This window comes from Synechocystis sp. PCC 6714, assembly GCF_000478825.2.
GTDB lineage: Bacteria > Cyanobacteriota > Cyanobacteriia > Cyanobacteriales > Microcystaceae > Synechocystis.
The window spans coordinates 1,536,887-1,556,551 of the sequence record NZ_CP007542.1 but is presented as its reverse complement, the minus strand read 5'-3'; the positions used below and the strand labels follow the sequence as shown (position 1 = coordinate 1,556,551).

Here is a 19,665-nt window from a genome sequence, read left to right as displayed (position 1 = left end):
TAGTCTGTACTTCCCAGTGGGGCATAGGGTTCCTAATTCAATCAGTAAACACACCGGCACCAATGGCTAATTCCCCTTCCCCCAGCATTACAGGTAAATGTGTGCCAATTTTGTTTTATGCCGGAGATTCCCTAGGAAAAAAAGACCGGGGAGCGGCAGTGGCCATTCTGTTATTGCCCACAGGCAAAAGAACCAGCGTCAAACAATTACTTGCCTCCGTTAGCAGTACGGAAGCCGCCTACAAAGCTTTGCTCATCGGTTTGCAAAAGGCCTGGCAATTGGGAATCCGGGAAATTGAGGTCAAGGGCCACGACGAAAGGGTATTTAACCAGGTCAATGGCCTAGAAGAAATTGGGCAGACCACTGTGCGTCAACTGCACCGAGAAGTTTTGACAGTGATGAGTGGATTTGAGCGGGTGATGGTGGAATGGATTCCCCTTACTCAAAATCGTCCGGCCTATCATATGGTACAAAAGTGTTTGGCCATGGCAACGGATTTCCCCAGGGTAAATGGACTAGCCAAACCAAAACCTCTGCCCCCCAAAGATGGAGCGTTTATCGACACCCAACACGACCCCGGTTACATTGAGTTTTCCCCCCCCAGTCCCCCTCCATTACAGCCAGGGGCGGTTGCCGTTGAGGAAGTTTTTTCCCCTACGGATCCCGGTTTTTCCAATTCTCCTTTGCCCCGACCTCCAGCCCCGAGCCCGGTAGATCCCTTTGCCACTGACCATGGCGATCGCCAGCCGGAAGAGCCCAGCCAGGTTAAAGACACATTGCCTGCGATGGATCCGGTACAGCAAATTGTTAGCATGATTATGCACCTTTCCCCGGGGGCCAAAACTAGATTAATGAGGGATTTAGCTCAGTTACCGGAATTGAGCAATCAGTTTCTCACGGCGATCGCCGACCGCCTCAAAACCTCTGGAAATTGAAAAACCTATGAGCTTGAAAAAATTTAAGGAAGAATTCCTGCAACAGTCCCAGCAAGCGGAAGGGACCGGAGACGAGAAAAAGGTGGTGCAGTTGGTGATGGCTCCTCTGTTTGAAGAAATTGGCAAAAAGCTGAACGTGGATAAGCTTTATATTTGGACTGGTCGCCACAATGACAACCTAGTCAAACTTACCCTGAGCGCCAAAGGGGGGGGAAAGACTGCGACGGCCATATTTTGCTTTGGCAATAAACAGGATGCCCAAAGACATCCCAATTTTTCCAGGGAAGAATATCAAATTCAGTCCATTGACATTTTTAATTTACTGTTGCACTTTGCCACCCTACCGGAGCTTGATCTGTTGCTGGTCTATAACCAAAAAGGTCACCTGAATAAGTATTCTCAAATTGAGCGCAGTGGGTTGATCAAAGATTTCCAGAAACTTTGTTGGGAAACTGGCTTGGTGCCCCGTCCAGTGGCGGAAACAGGACATTTTGGTTTAGCTTAGGGTCAAACGTGGTTCACCCACGGTGTATTTCACAGTTCCACTTCCATCAGTGCAACGACCATTGGAGAACTCAATCCTAACCTTCAACTACCTCAAGTTTTAACGATGACTACCAACAACAGCACTTTGTTAAACACTCTCCAGCAAGGTTTTCGGATTACGGTGGGAGCCACCGCTAGTTTGGTGGAAACATTGCAGGATCCGCAAAAACGCCAGGGCACTTTCCAGGATTTGCAACAGGAATGGGACCAACGGGCCAGCCAATGGGCCCAAAAGGGCACCACTACGGAAACCGAAGCCCGTCAGTATGTGGATCAACTTCTGGAGCAATGGCGGCGATCGGTACCCAATCCCTTGGGTAAAACCACTACTAATGCATCCAATAACATCATCGATTTTGCGACGGCGAAAAGGGAGCTCGATCGCCTGACGGAGGAAATTGCCACCCTGAAAGGGGAATTGGCCCAGGGTAAGCCGGGAAGGGAGGGCTAATTTTTGACCACTGTGGCCCCTTTTACTCCCCAGTTGACGGCGGATGGTTCTTTTACGTTCTATTCGCCCCAGTTTGGGGAAACGTTCCATTCCCAGCGGGGTGCTAAGGCGGAGGCGGACGAAAAATTTGTTCATCCCTGCCTTTTACCCCAGTTAGCAGAAGAACGCTCCCACTTAACCATTATTGATGTCTGCTATGGCTTGGGCTACAACACAGCGGCAGCCCTGACGGCCATTTGGGAGGTTAATCCCCACTGCCATGTCACCCTATACGGTCTGGAAAATGATCTGCAAGTGCCCCGCCAGGCGATCGCCAATGGTTTGCTCCAGGGTTGGCCAGATTTAGTGCAGGAGATTTTGCAGGATCTAGCCCAAACAGAAACGGTTAGCAGGGAATTTTTAACAGCCCATCTGGCGATCGGAGATGCTCGACAAACATTGCTGTCCGTGGTTCCCCAGAATATAGGGGCTGACGCCATTTTTTTAGATCCTTTTTCTCCCCCCAAATGTCCTCAGCTCTGGACGGTGGAGTTTTTGCGTCATCTAGGCGATCGCTTGGCTCCAACAGGCCGTTTAGCCACCTATTGCAGTGCAGCGGCGGTGCGCCATGGTTTACAACTGTCGGGACTGTCCATTGCCACCATGGGAGACGGCCAACCGCCCCATCCCCGTCGTCGGCCCCTGGGTACCCTGGCGAGCCCCCAACCATTGCCCCCATCGACATTTGCCCCATGGGAAATGGAACATCTGCAAACTAAGGCGGCCATACCCTACCGTGATCCCCTGGGGACAGACCCGGCGGAGGTAATCCTAGCCCGTCGTCAAGGGGAACAGAGCAAAAGTGCATGGGAACCCACCAGCCGTTGGAAAAAACGTTGGCTCAACGGGGAAATTGACCATTGCCCCTAACTCTGAATCTTTCTAAAACTGGCTCTCAGTCTTCTCCAATGCCCAAAATTTCCTTGGCCTGGGCCAATAAATCCCTGGGTCGAAAGGGTTTAGTCACATAACAATCCGCCCCCATGGCCAACCCCACCTGGCGATCGAACTGTTGACCTTTGGCGGTCAGCAAAATAACCGTCGTACCCGCTAAATCAGGGTTTTCCTTAATGCCTTGACACACCGCTAAACCACTAATCTTCGGTAACATTACATCCAAAATCACCAATTGAGGACGATGTTCAGCTGCTAGGGCCAGGGCTTGTTCCCCATCCATGGCAGTTAACAGTTCCACCTCATATTCTTCCACCAAAAGTTCAAACACCTCTTCCAGCAGAATTACAATGTGGGGTTCATCGTCAACAATTAGGATTTTCAGTTCAGACATTGGTAAGGTTGTAATAAATTAAGCGTCGCTGAAAAGTTAATTTCCCCTTGACTCCCCCAGCATAGAGCACCATGCACCATGTTTCTATTCGTACTGCTAATATCCACCGGGCGATCGCCTTTTACGAACTACTAGGTTTTACTCTTGGGGAAAGATTCACCACTGGTTACACCTTAGCTTGCTGGCTCACTGGTTTGGGAGGACGCATTGAATTAATTCAAATTCCTGAGCCTAGACCAGCCCCCGATGCCTTTACTGATGAGCATTATGTGGGTTATTACCATCTTTCCTTTGATTTAACTAACCAGGTAAAAAGTTTGCCTGAATGGCTAGAAAAATTAACGGGGCAATTTGCCGAAGCCTGCCAGATTAATCCAGAACAAATTGAACCATTAAAAATTCTTTTACCCCCCCAGCAACAACAAATTGGTGATCATATTTATGAAGTTTTATTCATTGCTGACAGTGATAACCTCCCTTTGGAATTTATTCGTTGTCAGACTGCACCCAAAGAGTAAAGAAAATCATATTTTTCGCCATCAAGGATTAAATTTAAGGCAACTAATAGCCCTCATCCTGCTCACCTTGCTGCTGAGCCTAGGTGTTGCCCAGGCCCAACCGGGAAAAACTCTCCTTAGTCAACTACCGCCCCAAATTGACCTAGTGGAACCCGTCAACCCTGATCTTCCCCTACAAAATAAAGCTTTTAACCTAGGCTTTGAACCAGATTTATCCGGTAGAATTGGTAACTTGGATTACACTACCGTTAGGGTCGATGGGGAGCCAATTTTTTTAATTGCTGTGCCCACAGGAAATGCCAATCAAGAAGGAGATTCTTCCCTTAGTCCGATTGTTTATCGTCAACAACGTATTGAGAGTAAGTTTAAAGAAATTGTCCAGCGGGGCTTTGATCCAGAGACCTTGAACGTGGCTAGTTCCATTCTCAATGGAGCTATTATTATCCAAATTAGCGACGGCAAAAATCTTCGGCCACAAATTCTTCGGACCATTACCAAAGCCGATGCGGATTTATATGCCCTCACTCCGGAAGACTTGGCTTCAGAAACGGTGGAACAAGTCCGCAATGCCTTAATACGAGCGAGGCAGGAACGACAACCGGAAGCCCTGCGAAGACAAATAAGAATTGCTCTAGTTATCATCATTATTGTGCTCACAGTTTCCTTAACAGTACTCTTTATTTACCGTTGGCTGGGTCATAGAATTCATTTACTCAAAATGGCTATCAATTGTTTAATAAAAGCGGAGGATCAAGACCAAAATTTTGACTACAATAATATTGATGCTTCTATTTTTAGTGATATTGCAGCAATTCCTCGCTACTCCTTCGCTTTCCAAGTTCTAGACCGAATAGCAATTTTTATTTATTATCTCAGTGCTTACTTTAAATACATATTGTTTGGCAATGTTGGCTGGGGAGATAGCAAAAAACATCCCCCACTAGCCTTTTCTTTAAATAACCAGAAAATCTTTGAAAATATCCTCGAACTTTTCCAGGGCAAGGATTTTTATGATTTTCTCAAGAATCGCCTCAAGCAAGTAGTTTTTACCCGCAGAATCCTAATCTTTTTTCTCTTCATCATTTGGATTCGGGGCAGTGCTTTTTTGCTCCAAGTTTTCCCCAATACCAGACGTTTAGGCCGACAATTATCGGGTACCCCGATTTCCCTAACCTTAATTTGGTTATCTGCAATAATTTTAATCAAAATATCGGATTTTTTAATTGAGTCTTTTTTTCATACTATTGAAAATGATTATGCTATTTTACAAACTGCCAAATATACACGAAGAAAAATCAGAATTAATACTATCAGTAGTGCTATTAGAGGCATTAACATCGTCATCTGCATTTTCACTGCTTTTGTCTTTTCCCTTAGTTTGTTCGATGTGCCGGTGGCCACGGTACTGGCTGGGGCCGGGATTATTGGTTTTGCGGTGTCCTTCGGTTCCCAAAACTTGATCAAGGATTTAATTGCCGGTATTTCTAATCTGATGAGTGATGCGTTTGCCATTAATGATTTTGTTCTGATTGGCGAGTTTGAAGGGGTAGTGGAAGATACAAACCTATTTGTCACCCGCATCCGCTGTCCTAATGGAGATTTAGTCACCATTCCCAATGGGGCCATTGGCACTGTCTGTAATCAAACTAAGGATTGGTCGAGGGTAGACTATTCTATTCTGGTGGCCGCCGATGCAGACCCCAAAAAAGCGATCGCCGTTTTGCAACAGGTGGCATTGGGACTGTACCATGACCCCTGGTGGCATCCAAAAATGATTCAGGCCCCTGAGCTAAAGGGCATTGAGGAAGTTTCCCATCAAGGCATTAGGATTCGCATTTGGCTCAAAACCCTGCCGGGGGAACAGTGGGATGTGGCTAGGGAATTGCGACTACGGGTGAACGTGGCCTTTGCATCTGAAGGCATTGCCATTGGAGTGCCCCAACAACAGTGGTTGATGTGATGTGGTTAATTAACGAGTACTCAAATTCCGATCCAGTTAAGCTTCCACCACCATTTCCCTGGGGGGATTCTTTGGCGATCGCCGTTTACGCCACCAGGCCCAGAGGGTTGTGGCAATAAAAATACTCGAATAAACCCCAGAAGTGAAACCGATCAACAGGGCTAAGGCGAAGAACTTTAACGAATCTCCCCCAAAGAGAAAAATCGCCACTAGGGGTAAACAGGTGGTCAAAGAAGTATTAATGGAACGAGTCAAAGTTTGATTAACGGCATCGTCCGTAGCCCGGTCAATACTCCAATCTGGATAACGATCCAAAGTCTCCCGAATGCGGTCATAAATTACCACCGTATCGTTTACAGAAAAGCCAATAATAGTTAGCAGGGAGACGAGAAAAAGGCTATCCACTTCCACTCCCCCCAGCAAACCAAAAATCGCAAAAGCCCCCATGGTTACTACCACGTCATGTATCAAGGCAACAATGGCAAAAAATGCGTAGTCAATCTGGAAACGAACACTCAGATAAATAATAATTCCGAACAAAGATAGCACCAGAGCTAAAACCCCAGACTGGAATAAAGCTTTGCCCACTGTGGGGCCAACAGTATCAATTTGAATGGTTTCTGGATCAAATTTGCCAATGCCCTCATTCAACGCCTTGATTACCCCTTCCCGCTGTTCCACATCCAGGGTCTGTTGGCGAATAGAAAGGGTGTAGTCCTCAATCACCTGTACACTGCTGTTGCCTAGACCCGCTCCCCCCAGAACATCTTGCACCTTAGCCACATCGATCGCCCCTGGACAATTATTAGTGGTGGCACACTCCAGTTGTAGTTGTAAACGGGTTCCCCCAACAAAATCTAAACCGGGCTTGAAGGGAGCTTGGAACTGCACCCAGGAAATTGCCATAGCCACAATGCTAATAACTATCAAGATTGCAGACAAAATCCAGGTGGGTTTTTCCCATTTGAACAGGTCTAATTTCATGCTTTTTGGGGATTATTGATCAAGATAGAACAGAACTTTTAGCAGAATAATTTAAGACTTGGCGGGTACTGAAAGGTTAGGACAGAACAGTCTAGGATTTTGACGCACCTTTGGCAAACTCAACACAATTACTAACAACAGGGTACGGCTACAGGTCAAAGCGGTAAATAAGCTGACCATGACCCCGATCGCCAGGGTGAGGGCAAAACCTTTCACCAAGCCGGAGCCAAACCAAAATAGGGCCGCACAGGCAATTAGAGTGGTGACGTTACTGTCCAAAATACTGGAAAAGGCCCGGAAAAAGCCCGATTCCACCGAACGGTAGAGGGTATTACCCGCCCGCAATTCTTCCCTGGTGCGCTCAAAAATTAACACGTTGGCATCCACCGCCATGCCGATACTGAGAATGAAACCGGCAATACCAGGTAAGGTCAAAGTCACCCCCACCAGGGCAAAGGCCGCTAGGGTCAAAATGGCGTAAATCATTAGGGATATATCCGCCACCACCCCCGGTAAACGGTAGTAAACCGCCATGAAAACTAGTACTAGAAATAGGCCGACAAATCCAGCCACTAAACTACGTCGGATGCTTTCTTGCCCCAGGGTAGCTCCCACTGTACGGTTTTCTACCACTTCCACCGGGAAAGGCAAAGAACCACCCCGCAGTTGCACCGCCAGATCGTTAGCAGTGTCGATGGTGAAATTACCTGTAATCACCGCCGCACCTCCGGTAATACCTGTATTGGCAAATTCCACTCCCACCACCGGAGCACTGATCAGGTCATTGTCCAGAAATACTCCTAGACTCCGACCCGTGCCGGCCACCGCTTGGGTTAATTCGGCGAATTTTTGTCCCCCTTCCTCGTCAAACCGGAGGGCTACTTCCCAGGCGTTACCTGCTTGGTTAGGACTGGGACGGGCATCGGTGAGGTTTTTGCCCGTTAACCCCATGGGCTCAAATAGGGCCAATAGGGCTTTGTTTGACTCTTCCTTTGCTTTTAACAATTCTTCCAGGCGATCGCTATTTTCCGGGGATGCGCCGGAGCGACGCAGATTTTCCAACTCCGCATCTAGCTGCCGTTTAATGCTGTATTCCGCTTGAAATTCCCCTTCGGTGCCCGGCCGTTGTTGCTGAAATTCTAACTGGGCAGTGCCACCCAAAATTCGTTCTGCTTGTCCGGGATCGGTCACCCCCGGCAGTTGCACCACAATCTTATCTTCCCCGGCCGTTTGCACCAATGGCTCCGATACCCCCAAGGCGTTGACCCGGTTTTCGATCACTGTTTTCACCGCCACCAAACTATCGTTGTCAATCTGGGTAATTTCTTCGGTGGGTTGAACTTCAATGGTTAACTGAGCGCCCCCCCGTAGGTCTAGACCCAATTGCAGGGGTAATTTGACCAGCACAAAGCTGGCCCCAATGACCAAGACAACAATTAAAAGCAGTAGCCAACGCAGTCTTTGCATGGAAGGGAAGTGATCGGGGACAATGTTCGATTCTATCGTGCCACGGGTCAATCCCAAGGCGATCGCCCACTAGCAAGGGCTACAGTGTCTAAGAAAATAGTTTGCCAATTCTAATTGTATCGACTAACTAACTTTTGTTTGATTTAATTGCTTTGAACTAAATTTAGACAAATCACGATGGAAATTTCCGTTTTGCAACATTTGATTAAGACTTCATGACATAGGTTTTTTGCTTGGTAGGATTTAGTCCTTGGGTAAGTACGACTTGCCATAGGCTAACTTCTTCAATCTCTGCTAACCATGAATCCCTCCTCTTCCCCTTCCCAATCTACGGCTAACGTTAAGTTTGTCCTCCTGATTTCGGGGGTGGCGGCCCTGGGGGGATTCCTGTTTGGCTTTGACACCGCAGTGATTAATGGCGCTGTGGCAGCGCTACAAAAACATTTTCAGACTGACAGTCTTTTAACGGGTTTATCGGTGTCCCTGGCTCTTCTAGGGTCAGCGCTGGGGGCCTTTGGGGCGGGCCTGATCGCCGATCGCCATGGGCGGGTCAAAACAATGATCTTAGCGGCGGTACTATTTACCCTCAGTTCCATTGGATCGGGTTTACCTTTCACCATTTGGGATTTTATTTTCTGGCGGGTGTTGGGGGGTATTGGGGTGGGGGCCGCCAGCGTTATTGCCCCAGCCTACATTGCTGAAGTGTCTCCGGCCCATCTGCGGGGGCGTTTAGGTTCCTTGCAACAATTGGCCATTGTCTCCGGCATTTTCATCGCCCTGTTGAGTAATTGGTTTATTGCTTTGATGGCGGGGGGATCGGCGCAAAATCCCTGGCTATTCGGTGCGGCGGCCTGGCGCTGGATGTTCTGGACAGAGTTAATTCCCGCCCTGCTCTATGGTGTTTGCGCTTTCCTGATTCCCGAATCTCCCCGGTATTTGGTGGCTTTGGGTCAGGAAGAAAAGGCGGCGGTCATTTTGCATAAAGTGGAGGGGGGAGACGTGGCCGGTCGCATAGAAGAAATTCGACAGACAGTCAGCTTAGACCATAAACCCCGGTTTAGTGATCTGCTCAGCCGTCGGGGAGGGCTATTACCCATTGTCTGGATTGGCATGGGGCTATCGGCATTACAACAGTTTGTTGGCATTAACGTAATTTTTTATTACAGCAGTGTGCTCTGGCGATCGGTAGGTTTTACCGAAGAAAAATCCCTATTGATCACTGTGATCACCGGTTTTATCAATATCCTCACCACCCTAGTGGCGATCGCTTTTGTGGATAAATTTGGCCGCAAGCCGTTGTTGCTCATGGGGTCCATTGGTATGACCATCACCCTGGGCATCCTTTCTGTGGTGTTTGGAGGGGCGACGGTGGTTAATGGGCAACCCACTTTGACCGGGGCAGCGGGGGTGATTGCTTTGGTTACGGCTAATCTTTATGTATTTAGTTTTGGCTTTTCCTGGGGCCCCATTGTTTGGGTGTTGTTAGGGGAAATTTTTAATAACAAAATCCGGGCGGCGGCCCTATCAGTGGCGGCGGGGGTACAGTGGATTGCTAATTTTATTATTTCCACCACCTTTCCGCCCCTATTGGACACGGTGGGTTTAGGGCCCGCCTATGGCCTTTACGCTACGTCGGCGGCTATTTCCATTTTCTTTGTTTGGTTTTTTGTTAAAGAAACTAAGGGCAAAACTTTGGAGCAAATGTAATTGGCTTTCTCTGCTGGAACGGATTAATTGCCGTTAGCTTAAATCACTTAAATTTTTTTATGCGTAACTTTTATTCCTAACTTTGATCCGATTGCATTTTAAGTTAATTTTTCATCCAACACTGGCTTAATTTCTTCCGAGAGGATACCACATTGTCATTAGCAAAATTGACTCAATCCATGGGCTTTGTTTCTAGTTTGGCGATCGCCGGTGGACTAACAGCGACATTACCCAGCTATGGCCAAAACGTTCCCCCAGCTGATCCCTTTTTCCCAGTTAACCGTTACCAGTTGGGCAGTAATAATCCCCTAAAAACAGCGGATCAGATCACTTCAGTGGCAGAATTGCGGGATGTGCAACCCAATGATTGGGCCTTTGCCGCTCTGCAGAGTTTGGTGGAACGTTACGGTTGTCTCGTTGGTTATCCAGACCGCACCTACCGAGGCGATCGCCCTCTGGGTCGTTACGAATTTGCGGCGGGATTAAATGCTTGTTTAAACACCATTGAGCAACTATTGCAAGAAAATGTCTCCGTTGCCCAGGCAGATTTAGACCTGCTGAAAAAATTAGCCCAGGATTTCCAAGGAGAGCTCAAGCAACTGGGGGTTAGGGTTGATAATTTAGCCAGCCGCACCGCTTTTTTGGAAGACCATCAATTTTCCGTTACTACAAAACTTTATGGTCAAACCATTGTTTCTTTGGATAATGTCTTTGGCGATCGGGTGGGGGGTGACAGCAATGAATTTCAAGCCCAGTTCGCCTATCGAGTCCGGTTTAATTTAGAAACCAGTTTTACCGGCAAGGATCTGTTCAGAACTCGTTTGCAATTCTCCAATTTCTTCAACGGAGTGGCACAAACTGGCACCAATATGACTCGCTTCAATTATGATGACAATTCCAACAACAATGTGGAGGTGAGCCATCTTTGGTACCGTACTCCCCTAACGGATAATTTGACTCTACGCCTGGGTTCTGTAGGGGTCGGCTACACAGATTTGGTGGATACGTTAACTCCTCCTACCATTGCTGATGATGCCCTAGGTATTCCCTCCCGCTTTGGGGAGTATGACCCCATTTATCGCCGGGGTGGGGGAGGAGCAGGCCTAAATTGGCAAATAACTCCCACAGTGCAATTTAGTGTAGGCTACCTAGCCACCAATCCCAACGATACTGACCCAGGTAACGGCCTTTTTAATGGGGGCTATCATACCCTGGCCCAATTGGCTTATCAAAACACCGACGGAGGCATTGGCTTCACCTATTCCCGCTCCTATTTTCCCGCTGGCGAGACAAATTTAATGGCGGGCACCGGCAGTTTCCTCGCCATTCAACCCTTCGGAGATGCGATCGCCACGGCGGGGAATTTTTACACTTTGCAGGGTTACTATCGCATCACGCCCCATGTGCAAATCCATGGCTGGGGAGGTTTTGTGGATGCCCAAGCCCAGGGGGGAGGATTGAGCAATTTGTCCAATGGAGTCGGGGGAACCACTTTGCAGTCAGTTTCCTGGAACCGTTCGGCCATTTGGTATGGCTTGGTGGGTATTAGTTTCCCGGATGTGGGAGGGGAAGGTAATTTACCGGGCATTGCCCTGGGTATTCCCCCCACTGTCACCGCTAGTAACTTATCCGGAGCAGTAGGACAAACCACCCCCTACCATTTGGAAGCATTTTACCGCATTCAAATCAATGACAATATTTCCATCACCCCCGGATTTTGGGTCGTGCTTAATCCTGAGGCCAACAGCAATAACGCCACCCAATATGTGGGCCATATACGCACCAGCTTTTTGTTCTGATAATCCAGCCATCAAGACTGGCACAGCCCCATAAAATTGATTAACTGCCGCACCAACTCCGGTTTGGTCACTGCCAAAATGGTGGAACCGTCCTCCAGCAACGTATTACCGTTGGGAATTTTTAGATCTTCATGGGCATTGGCCTGGTAACCAATAATTAGAGTACCGGAAGGAAAACGGGGATCCTGGGCGATCGCCGCCACGCTACGGCCCACAATGGTGCAATTGGGGGGAATGGAAAGTTTGAGCACTTCAATTTGTCCCTGTTCAAAGTGCATCATGGCATCCACTTGGGGATACTCAATGGCATTAATTACCCGATTAAGGGCCAATTCTGTGGTGCTGATAATGTGGGTGGCACCGGCCAAGCGATACGGTTCAGCAAAATCCCCATCGCTCATGCGGACAACAATTTGGGGTACACCGTAATGTTTACAGAGGGTAACTAGAGCTAGATTCAAAGCATCATCTTGGAGAGTGGCAATCACCGCTTCCGCTTTTCGTATACCCGCTTCCATCAACACTGTCGTATTAACCGCACTGCCTTCAAAGGCCATCACCCCAATTTTTTCCCGGGCATACTGACAAGCAATGGGATCAATATCCACCGTAGCTAGAGTGTGACCCATTTTTAAGAGGTTTTTGGCCAAATTAGAGCCCATGCTCCCCATGCCACCGATGAGAATGTACATCTTTAACCCGTTGGACAACAGGCTCGATTGTAGTGGAAGTTAGCGGAAACTGATGGCGATCAATCTCCACCAAGGTGTGATCGGGGAATTTTTAGGGTTGAGCAAGGAACTGGAACTTGGCCTATGTACTCTTAAGCACCCACTGCTTCCTTGGCGGCGTACATAACCTCCAAGGTAATTTCCGATAGACCCCGCTCCCGGGCAAATTTTTCCGTATTGCGTTTGACTTTACCCCGCACAAACCCTGGCACTTTATTCAACTCTGCTTGGGCGGTGCTGTGCCAACCTAAATCAGAATCACTGGAAATACCCTTGGTGATCACCTCCTTGGTGTCGTGGCCGCCAAAAATTTCCAACAAATGGTCTTCCATGCCCAGGGTGAAGGAGTTATAGACCAAATCCGCAATCTGATTCGTCCCTTCGTAGCCGAAAAAGGGTTTATAGCCCAATGGGAAATTTTGGATGTGGATGGGGGCCGCAATAACACCACAGGGAATATCCAGCCGTTTACCCACGTGCCGTTCCATCTGGGTGCCAAAAATGGCCGCCGGCTCAATGCGGGCAATGGCATCGGCGATCGCCCCATTATCTTCACTGATCAACACCTCGTCGCAATACTCAGCCACTTCAGCTCGGAACCAATCGGCATCATATTTGCAATAGGTACCCGCCAGGACAACGTGGATACCCATTTCCCGAGCCAAAATTTTGGTCATAGCGGCCGCATGGGTGTTATCCCCAAAGACCACTGCTTTTTTGCCGGTTAAATTTTGGCAATCAATGGAGCGGGAAAACCAAGCCGCCTGGGAAACATACCGGGTTTGTTGCTGGATGAAATTTTCGTAGTTGACTTCTGCACCTTGGGCGTTCAGAACTTCTTGAATTTTGCGGATGCAACGGGCCGTTTCCACCACTCCCATGGGGGTAATATCCACGTAGGGCATGGCAAATTCTTCCTGCAAATACCCCGCTGTCATTAGGCCGATTTCCCGGTAAGGGCAGAGGTTAAACCAAGCTTGGGGAATTTTAGCCAATTGGTCCACTGTGGCTTTTTCCGGCAAAACCAGGTTCACTTCAATGCCCAGATCCGTCATTAGCCGTTTTAATTCGGTGCAATCGTGCTGGTTGTGGAAACCCAGGGTGGTGAAGCCAATTAAATTCACCGATGGCTTAGCTGTTTTTTCCGTCGCTAAATTACCGTGTTTACGGGCTTTTTTAATATAAAACTCCACAATCTGTTTGAGGGTACGATCGCCAGCTTGTAATTCGTTATAGCGGTAATGGTTCACGTCCGCCAAAAGTACGTCACAGTGGGCATCCATCTGGGCCCGGTCAACGAAATTGGCCAAATCTTCCTGCAAAATGCTGGAGGTACAGGTGGGGGTCAGCACAATCAAATCCGGCGCTTCTTCCCCATCTTTGCGGACAATGTTATCCACCACTTTTTCCTGGGAACCCCTCGATAACACTTGGCGATCGACCACACTGGTGGTGACGGGGGTAAAGTTCTGCTCCCGTTCCAACATAGAGCGCATGACGTTGAAATAATCGTCCCCCAACGGAGCATGCATAATGGCGTGGACGTTTTTAAAGGAACTGGCGATGCGTAGGGTACCAATGTGGGCCGGGCCAGCGTACATCCAATAGGCCAATTTCATAGGGTTCAGACTCCGGGGGCATAATTCACCCTCAAATTGTCGGTAAAAGCCTTAGCCTTGTCGAGCGGTAACTTTACATTTTAGTTGAGCCTTTAATCTTCTGTAATGCTTATTCTGATTGACTTTCAGCTTTATTTAGTTCAATTATTTTTTTATGGCTTTCCATACAATTCTTAATGGTTAGACATGATCTTCATAAGTATTTTTAACCATAACTTTAGGTTCTGGGGGTCAATACGCCAAAGTCAGCACCGTATGTTTTGCACAATCACAGAGGCTGTCGTTAGTTGTTTTTTTCGATTTATGATTAAACCAATGCCAATTCAAAGTTGGAGTTTGAGGGTATGCCTGTCAAAATTGCGATCGCCCAAATAAAAGTTGAGCCGGGTCAGCGTATTATTCTCGATCAAATCTCCTGGCAGGAATTTGAGGAAATTTTGGAAGATTTAGGGGAACATCGTCATTCCCATATCGCTTATTACAAGGGAGTTTTAGAATTTCGGATGCCTTTACCTGGCCATGAACGCACTAAAGTTTTGATTTCCCATTTACTTGTGGTTTTACTAGAAGAATTAGGCATGGAATGGGAATCCCTTGGCTCCACTACTTTTAAAAGCAGACCTATGCAAGCAGGTATTGAGCCTGATGATTGTTTTTATATTGACAACTATCAAGCTATGGTGGGCAAACAACGGCTGAATTTAGATGTTGATCCTGTCCCCGATTTGGCGATCGAAGTAGATTTCACTTCTGTTACCCAGGTCAGTGCCTATGAGGCATTGGGTATTCCTGAAATTTGGCGATATGAAGATGGAAAACTGGAAATTAGTTTACTAGAAGAAGGAAAATACGTTAACTCTTTTATGAGCAAAGCTTTTCCCTCTATTCCCATTATTGAAGGAATTTCCCTTTGTTTAAAAAAAAGCCAGGTGATTCCTATGAGTACTTTACGTCGTGAGTTTCGACAGTGGTTACAGGAATATATCTAGAGAGACGTACTTCCATTAACCATAATGTGTTTATTTTTTGAAAAAGTTTGCTGTAATTAGGATTTTAGTGTTTTTTACGCCATCCTCAATGGTTAGACACGATGGCCATAAGTATTTATCATTATCTGCCTGCGGTAAACAGACTACAAAAATTCAATGTGATAGGAGTTACGCATTGACAAGAATCTCTAATTTGCTATGCATTTTTCCTAACTTTGCTTCCATCAAAGAAGGGGTACTGGATCGCATTTCTTCAGCAAAAATTTCATCATCAATAATTCCTTGCCTAATTTCTTCAAGGTGATCGTGATAGTAAGACAAGGCTGCATAAACGTCAGCTAAAGTAATACTAGGATAATGATGGACGATTTCGTCGGGAGATAGACCCATGCGTTCATGCCAGATCACAATGTCTTGAACTGTGATCCGGTGCCCAGCAATGCGGGGTTTTCCGACCCAGGTTCCTGGGGTGATCTCAATATGATTGATTAGGGTTGTCACCATTGGTATTTCCTCGGTAATGCAGAGTTACCTTGAGTGGCGATCAGAAGTTAAAACTCAGAAACCGGGGCTACAATTCCCAATTCCTAACGGTTGTACACGATCGCCTTTTTGATTCAGTCAGTGCAAACAATCTATTTTTTTTGCACTACTCGTACTGGGGTGCCATTTTGTACCATGTTGAACAAAGCCACCACATCTTGATTCCGCATTCTGACGCAACCGTGGGAAGCCGCTGTGCCCAGGAAATGTTCATGTTTTTTCGGGGTGCCATGGAAACCAATGGTATTTTTGCCGTCACTCCAAAAACCGATCCAACGGATACCGATGGGCCCATCCAAGCTAGCGGCAACTTTTTTGCCATTCCAGGGATTTTCCCAGACGGGATTTTCCACCATTTGGATTACCTGGAAATTGCCTTGGGGCGTTTCCCAGCCTTTTTTGCCCACCGCCACCGGGTAACTGGCTAAAACTTTGTCATTTTGGTAGGCGTAAACCTTCCGTTCCCCCAACACGAGCACAATATGGGTAGCCAGGGCTTGACTGTTGGGATTAGTGGGGGTCGCCGTTGGTACCGCTGGAGGAGTGAAGGTGGACTCCGGAATTGGTTTGAGGGGAGGGATGGCACTACCTCCATTGAGATTGCTTTGGGCCTGGGCGGCAGTGGGAATGACCAAGCTGGTTGCAGTCAAACTAACACCACCCAACCAAAGGGCGACATGGGTTAGGGGAGAGACTTGTTTCTGCATAGGATTAAGGTTGAAAAATGATTGAAGGGAAGCAGGCTAGGGTTAACAATACGAAATTAAATACAAATTGATGGAAATATACGAGAATAATATGTTAAATGATCATTATCAGTGCTGTCCAAGTTCCATAGTCCGAGAAAAAGACGGTGCGGCGATCGCCACGATGCCCAACACTTTAGCTCCCTTTTCTTCCATGGCCCGTCGGGCTTCTAGGGCGGTGGTGCCGGTAGTTATAATGTCGTCCACTATTAACCAAGGGTGATGGGGGTTAAACGCTGGCCCCGTGGCTAAAGCTGATTGTAATTCCCGGCGGCGATCGCCTGGGCCAAGACCAAACAGAGCTTGGGTATCTTTAACCCGTCGCAATGCTTGGGGGCGTAGAACATAACCAGTCAGGCGGCAAAAACCAGCGGCAATTCTTTCAGCTTGGTTAAATCCCCGTTCAGCTTGTTTGCGGTTACTGAGGGGAATGGGCACCACCTGGGGACGTATTCTAAGTTTAGCTTGGGGTTGTTTAAGCCATGCTTGGGCAAGCTGTTCTCCCAGCCAAATGCCAATGTCGGGCTGTTGCTCAAATTTCATCACCGTCAAGGCCCGCCGCAGTTGTCCTTCATACTGGCCCCAAACAAAGCGGGGAAAATTTCCTTGCCATTGCGGGAGGTTAGGGGCAAAACAATGGCTGAAAATTTGTCCAGTGCAATCCCGACAAAACTGATCCTGGCTGGGTTTTTGACAAAGGGGACAGGGAGTTTGAAAGAGGAGGGAGCGAATTGATTGCCACATGGAAGACAAACTTGGGAGAAATTAACCCTGGTTAGAAGCATCGGCCCGCAACTGGGCCACCGTATTGGTCACAATGGCGATCGCCTGGTCAATTTCTGCCTCGGTAGTAAATCGGCTTAGACCAAACCTTAGACTGGCTTGGGCGGCGGTTTTATCCCGGCCAAGGGCATACAACACATGGGAAGCTTCAGTGCGATGGGAAGAACAGGCGGAACCGGAGGATAGGGCCAATCGAGGTTGTAGGCTGGTCAGCAAAGCCTTGGGATCGACCCCAGTAATACTGACATTGAGATTCCCAGGTAACCTTTGTTCATAGTCCCCATTCAGCACCACCCCGCCAATTTTTCCTAGACCCTGCCAAAGTTGATCCCGTAGTTGTCGCTGGCGATCGCCTTCCGACACCAAAGTTTCCCCCGCAATGGCGAGAGCTTGGGCTAAGCCGACAATGAGTGGCACGGGTAGGGTTCCCGAACGAAAATTACCTTCTTGTCCTCCCCCCAACAGTTGGGGCGCTAACCTCACCCCCGGATTTTGACGACGATATAATCCCCCCATGCCTTTCGGCCCGTGGACTTTGTGCCCGGTGAAAGACAGTAGATCAATGTTTAATCGCCCCACATCAAGGGGAATTTTGCCCAGGGCTTGGGCCCCATCGCAATGGAAAATAATCGATTTTCGGTGACATAACCTGCCAATTTCTTCCAGGGGTTGGATCACACCAATCTCATTATTCGCCGCCATCACGGAAACAAGAATGGTATCTGGTCGCAGAGCCTTTTCCAACTCGGTTAAATTCACCAAACCATTGGGCTGCACAGGCAAATAGGTCACTTCAAACCCCAGGGTTTCCAAATAACGACAGGGGGCCAGCACCGCTTGATGTTCCGTTTCCACCGTCACCAGATGTTTCCCTTCGGCAAAGTAAGCCTCTGCCACTCCCCGAATGGCCAAATTATTAGCTTCTGTGGCGCCACTGGTGAAAATAATTTCCTCCGGCCGGGCCCCGATGGTATCGGCAATTACTTGCCTAGCTTGTTTAATCGCCCCTTGGGCTTGCCAACCGTAAAAATGGGCACTGCCGGCATTGCCATACTGCTCCGTCAGGTAAGGGACCATGGCTTCTAGCACCCTAGGATCGAGGGCGGTGGTGGCATGGTTATCGAAGTAAAGGGGCCGTTCCATGGTGCTTTCCTGTTCCCACTTGTCCGGTCATTTCTTGGTCTAATGGCTAATTTGCTTAACTTTTGCTGGACTTAGATTTACAGGATAGCGTTTTACTTTTTTTCTTCTGTCACCATTTGGCAAAGGCGATCGCCAATTAACTTACCGGCCAGTTCATGGCCTTGAACATTCCAATGACCCACTCCGGGGATGGTGTTATCAAAACCGTGCCAATAGGTTTGCTCCGCATCGGCCTTTTGTTGCATGGTTTCCGCCAAAGTCAGCACAGCAAAGTTCTCTTTTTCTCCTAACTGGGCCAACCGCTGGTCAGGGTAAAACAAATTTTCCGCCCCCAACTGCTTTAACTTTTCCCGCACCTGGCGATCGGGATATACCTGGGGAGGATTGCTAATAACCACCGCTAAAAAATCGGCATTTTCTTCCCGGCTGACTTGGTTGATGGCTGTCACCAAAGATTCCGTAGCGGCCCAAGCTTGCTCCCAGGCGGGATCGGTGGGTTCCCGATATAAATTAACGTCGAAATCTAGGGCGGGAATGATGTCAGCATTGCCTTGCTGTTGGGTGGTTAAAGTCCGTTGGGTTACCCATTGTCGTTTAGCTTCATTAAGTACTTGTAGCAGTCGCACCCGATTAATCAAGCTGTACAGCAATCGTCTTGGAGTACCGTCCCGCCTTTGATAGGCCGCTGTTTCCTGAAAATCAAACTGCATTTGCCATTGGCCTTCCACTTCTTCCCAAAATGGTGCTAGGCGATCGCCGGGGCTGAGTTGGCGAGAATTATTGACAATGTCATTGCCGGTGAAAATTTGCAGTAAGACTAAATCTGGTTGGTATTCAATGGCATGGTGCTGGAGGGTTAAATATTCCTGGGCAGTGCCGTAGTCCCCCACGCCAAAATTAATTACTTCCACCGTTTTTCCCATTAAGCCGGGGCAGGAGGGCAAATTTTTTTCTATGGCGCTCCAATAGGTCTGATCTTCGTTAACCTGAATTGCTTCGGAAAAAGAATCCCCCAACACCACAATGCGATAGGTATCGGCTCCTTTCTCCTTTTCATAATGGCGATCGCGGAGGCCATCGGCATTAATTCTCACCAAGCCATTGCCTTCATGGGTCCATTGGCCGGATAAGTTAGGGATTAAGCTGTGGCCCCGCTGGGGATTCACTTGGTAAAAGCTAGGATAACTAATGCCCATTAACCTTAGAGCCACTTCCGCCACCACCACGGCAAAACCCAAACTGCCCAACACCAGTAGGGTATTGGCTAACCACTGTTTATTTTGAGGAGATTTTGCCATGCGAGGATAAAACAATTGCGGAGAAATTCCGTTATTGGGGGATAACGACTCTAACTATACCCAATCACCATCTGCCCATTGGGAATTGCTCTCTAATATCCATAACCATGGTTTTGCCT

19 protein-coding genes are annotated in these 19,665 nt (G+C 47.9%); 9 read left to right on the top strand and 10 right to left on the bottom strand.

What is annotated here, in order from left to right:
• Positions 1-62: 62 nt before the first annotated feature.
• The 4 genes from D082_RS06950 (at position 63) to D082_RS06935 (ending at position 2,841) form a co-directional block, all read left to right on the top strand.
• Positions 63-935: a reverse transcriptase-like protein gene (locus D082_RS06950; RefSeq protein ID WP_028948520.1), complete on the top strand. Its 873-nt coding sequence runs from the start codon at positions 63-65 to the stop codon at positions 933-935.
• A 7-nt stretch (positions 936-942) separates the two neighbouring features.
• Positions 943-1,440, top strand: coding sequence for a hypothetical protein (locus D082_RS06945; RefSeq protein WP_028948519.1), 498 nt, complete (start codon positions 943-945; stop codon positions 1,438-1,440).
• Positions 1,441-1,545: 105 nt separating this feature from the next.
• Positions 1,546-1,932, top strand: a complete 387-nt coding sequence (locus tag D082_RS06940; RefSeq protein ID WP_028948518.1) for a hypothetical protein — start codon at positions 1,546-1,548, stop codon at positions 1,930-1,932.
• Between the two features lie 12 nt (positions 1,933-1,944).
• On the top strand, positions 1,945-2,841 hold the full coding sequence (locus D082_RS06935) for a tRNA (5-methylaminomethyl-2-thiouridine)(34)-methyltransferase MnmD (RefSeq protein ID WP_038531449.1): 897 nt from the start codon (positions 1,945-1,947) through the stop codon (positions 2,839-2,841).
• 25 nt (positions 2,842-2,866) lie between these two features.
• Here D082_RS06935 and D082_RS06930 read toward each other — a convergent pair whose 3' ends face one another.
• On the bottom strand, positions 2,867-3,259 hold the full coding sequence (locus tag D082_RS06930; RefSeq protein WP_028948516.1) for a response regulator: 393 nt from the start codon (positions 3,257-3,259) through the stop codon (positions 2,867-2,869).
• 71 nt (positions 3,260-3,330) lie between these two features.
• Between D082_RS06930 and D082_RS06925 the strand changes: the two genes are divergently transcribed.
• Together D082_RS06925 and D082_RS06920 are read left to right on the top strand one after the other, a co-directional pair.
• Positions 3,331-3,777 (top strand): VOC family protein, encoded by a 447-nt coding sequence (locus D082_RS06925; protein ID WP_028948515.1) that lies wholly within the window; start codon positions 3,331-3,333, stop codon positions 3,775-3,777.
• A 67-nt stretch (positions 3,778-3,844) separates the two neighbouring features.
• Positions 3,845-5,737 (top strand): mechanosensitive ion channel family protein, encoded by a 1,893-nt coding sequence (locus tag D082_RS06920; RefSeq protein ID WP_238546873.1) that lies wholly within the window; start codon positions 3,845-3,847, stop codon positions 5,735-5,737.
• Positions 5,738-5,773: 36 nt separating this feature from the next.
• Here D082_RS06920 and secF read toward each other — a convergent pair whose 3' ends face one another.
• The gene (gene secF / locus D082_RS06915; protein ID WP_028948514.1) at positions 5,774-6,721 is read right to left on the bottom strand and encodes a protein translocase subunit SecF; all 948 of its coding nucleotides are present in this window, start codon (positions 6,719-6,721) and stop codon (positions 5,774-5,776) included.
• Positions 6,722-6,772: 51 nt separating this feature from the next.
• Positions 6,773-8,188, bottom strand: coding sequence for a protein translocase subunit SecD (secD, locus tag D082_RS06910; RefSeq protein ID WP_028948513.1), 1,416 nt, complete (start codon positions 8,186-8,188; stop codon positions 6,773-6,775).
• A gap of 300 nt (positions 8,189-8,488) precedes the next feature.
• On the opposite strand from secD, the gene D082_RS06905 reads away from it, so the two are divergent.
• Both D082_RS06905 and D082_RS06900 read left to right on the top strand, forming a co-directional pair.
• Entirely contained in the window at positions 8,489-9,895 is a 1,407-nt protein-coding gene (locus D082_RS06905; protein WP_028948512.1) for a sugar porter family MFS transporter, read from the top strand.
• A 179-nt stretch (positions 9,896-10,074) separates the two neighbouring features.
• Positions 10,075-11,694, top strand: a complete 1,620-nt coding sequence (locus D082_RS06900; protein WP_028948511.1) for an iron uptake porin — start codon at positions 10,075-10,077, stop codon at positions 11,692-11,694.
• Positions 11,695-11,705: 11 nt separating this feature from the next.
• On the opposite strand, the gene D082_RS06895 is transcribed toward D082_RS06900, so the two are convergent.
• A complete protein-coding gene (locus D082_RS06895; protein ID WP_028948510.1) occupies positions 11,706-12,386 on the bottom strand; it encodes a TrkA family potassium uptake protein in 681 nt (226 codons plus the stop codon).
• 131 nt (positions 12,387-12,517) lie between these two features.
• Complete coding sequence (gene bchB / locus D082_RS06890; protein ID WP_028948509.1) at positions 12,518-14,044, bottom strand: ferredoxin:protochlorophyllide reductase (ATP-dependent) subunit B; 1,527 nt, start codon at positions 14,042-14,044, stop codon at positions 12,518-12,520.
• Between the two features lie 344 nt (positions 14,045-14,388).
• Between bchB and D082_RS06885 the strand changes: the two genes are divergently transcribed.
• Entirely contained in the window at positions 14,389-15,033 is a 645-nt protein-coding gene (locus tag D082_RS06885; protein WP_028948508.1) for a Uma2 family endonuclease, read from the top strand.
• Between the two features lie 168 nt (positions 15,034-15,201).
• Here D082_RS06885 and D082_RS06880 read toward each other — a convergent pair whose 3' ends face one another.
• The 5 genes from D082_RS06880 to D082_RS06860 all read right to left on the bottom strand — a co-directional run bounded on the left by D082_RS06880 (position 15,202) and on the right by D082_RS06860 (position 19,546).
• Positions 15,202-15,537 (bottom strand): DUF433 domain-containing protein, encoded by a 336-nt coding sequence (locus D082_RS06880; RefSeq protein ID WP_028948507.1) that lies wholly within the window; start codon positions 15,535-15,537, stop codon positions 15,202-15,204.
• Positions 15,538-15,668: 131 nt separating this feature from the next.
• Entirely contained in the window at positions 15,669-16,283 is a 615-nt protein-coding gene (locus tag D082_RS06875) for a L,D-transpeptidase (RefSeq protein ID WP_028948506.1), read from the bottom strand.
• Between the two features lie 108 nt (positions 16,284-16,391).
• Positions 16,392-17,066: a ComF family protein gene (locus D082_RS06870; protein WP_028948505.1), complete on the bottom strand. Its 675-nt coding sequence runs from the start codon at positions 17,064-17,066 to the stop codon at positions 16,392-16,394.
• A gap of 21 nt (positions 17,067-17,087) precedes the next feature.
• Positions 17,088-18,248 (bottom strand): cysteine desulfurase family protein, encoded by a 1,161-nt coding sequence (locus D082_RS06865; RefSeq protein ID WP_028948504.1) that lies wholly within the window; start codon positions 18,246-18,248, stop codon positions 17,088-17,090.
• Positions 18,249-18,340: 92 nt separating this feature from the next.
• Positions 18,341-19,546 carry an SGNH/GDSL hydrolase family protein gene (locus D082_RS06860; RefSeq protein ID WP_038530441.1) on the bottom strand — a complete coding sequence of 402 codons (1,206 nt, stop codon included), beginning with the start codon at positions 19,544-19,546 and terminating at the stop codon, positions 18,341-18,343.
• Positions 19,547-19,665: the final 119 nt, after the last annotated feature.

What these genes read in the sequence shown, in the direction of transcription:
- D082_RS06925 (WP_028948515.1), top strand. Translation starts at nt 3,331, where the DNA reads ATGCACCATGTTTCTATTCGTACTGCTAATATCCACCGGGCGATCGCC.
- secF (WP_028948514.1), bottom strand. Translation starts at nt 6,721, where the DNA reads ATGAAATTAGACCTGTTCAAATGGGAAAAACCCACCTGGATTTTGTCT.
- D082_RS06860 (WP_038530441.1), bottom strand. Translation starts at nt 19,546, where the DNA reads ATGGCAAAATCTCCTCAAAATAAACAGTGGTTAGCCAATACCCTACTG.
- bchB (WP_028948509.1), bottom strand. Translation starts at nt 14,044, where the DNA reads ATGAAATTGGCCTATTGGATGTACGCTGGCCCGGCCCACATTGGTACC.
- D082_RS06905 (WP_028948512.1), top strand. Translation starts at nt 8,489, where the DNA reads ATGAATCCCTCCTCTTCCCCTTCCCAATCTACGGCTAACGTTAAGTTT.
- D082_RS06885 (WP_028948508.1), top strand. Translation starts at nt 14,389, where the DNA reads ATGCCTGTCAAAATTGCGATCGCCCAAATAAAAGTTGAGCCGGGTCAG.
- D082_RS06950 (WP_028948520.1), top strand. Translation starts at nt 63, where the DNA reads ATGGCTAATTCCCCTTCCCCCAGCATTACAGGTAAATGTGTGCCAATT.
- D082_RS06870 (WP_028948505.1), bottom strand. Translation starts at nt 17,066, where the DNA reads ATGTGGCAATCAATTCGCTCCCTCCTCTTTCAAACTCCCTGTCCCCTT.
- D082_RS06940 (WP_028948518.1), top strand. Translation starts at nt 1,546, where the DNA reads ATGACTACCAACAACAGCACTTTGTTAAACACTCTCCAGCAAGGTTTT.
- D082_RS06895 (WP_028948510.1), bottom strand. Translation starts at nt 12,386, where the DNA reads ATGTACATTCTCATCGGTGGCATGGGGAGCATGGGCTCTAATTTGGCC.
- secD (WP_028948513.1), bottom strand. Translation starts at nt 8,188, where the DNA reads ATGCAAAGACTGCGTTGGCTACTGCTTTTAATTGTTGTCTTGGTCATT.
- D082_RS06930 (WP_028948516.1), bottom strand. Translation starts at nt 3,259, where the DNA reads ATGTCTGAACTGAAAATCCTAATTGTTGACGATGAACCCCACATTGTA.
- D082_RS06900 (WP_028948511.1), top strand. Translation starts at nt 10,075, where the DNA reads ATGGGCTTTGTTTCTAGTTTGGCGATCGCCGGTGGACTAACAGCGACA.
- D082_RS06880 (WP_028948507.1), bottom strand. Translation starts at nt 15,537, where the DNA reads ATGGTGACAACCCTAATCAATCATATTGAGATCACCCCAGGAACCTGG.
- D082_RS06945 (WP_028948519.1), top strand. Translation starts at nt 943, where the DNA reads ATGAGCTTGAAAAAATTTAAGGAAGAATTCCTGCAACAGTCCCAGCAA.
- D082_RS06865 (WP_028948504.1), bottom strand. Translation starts at nt 18,248, where the DNA reads ATGGAACGGCCCCTTTACTTCGATAACCATGCCACCACCGCCCTCGAT.
- D082_RS06875 (WP_028948506.1), bottom strand. Translation starts at nt 16,283, where the DNA reads ATGCAGAAACAAGTCTCTCCCCTAACCCATGTCGCCCTTTGGTTGGGT.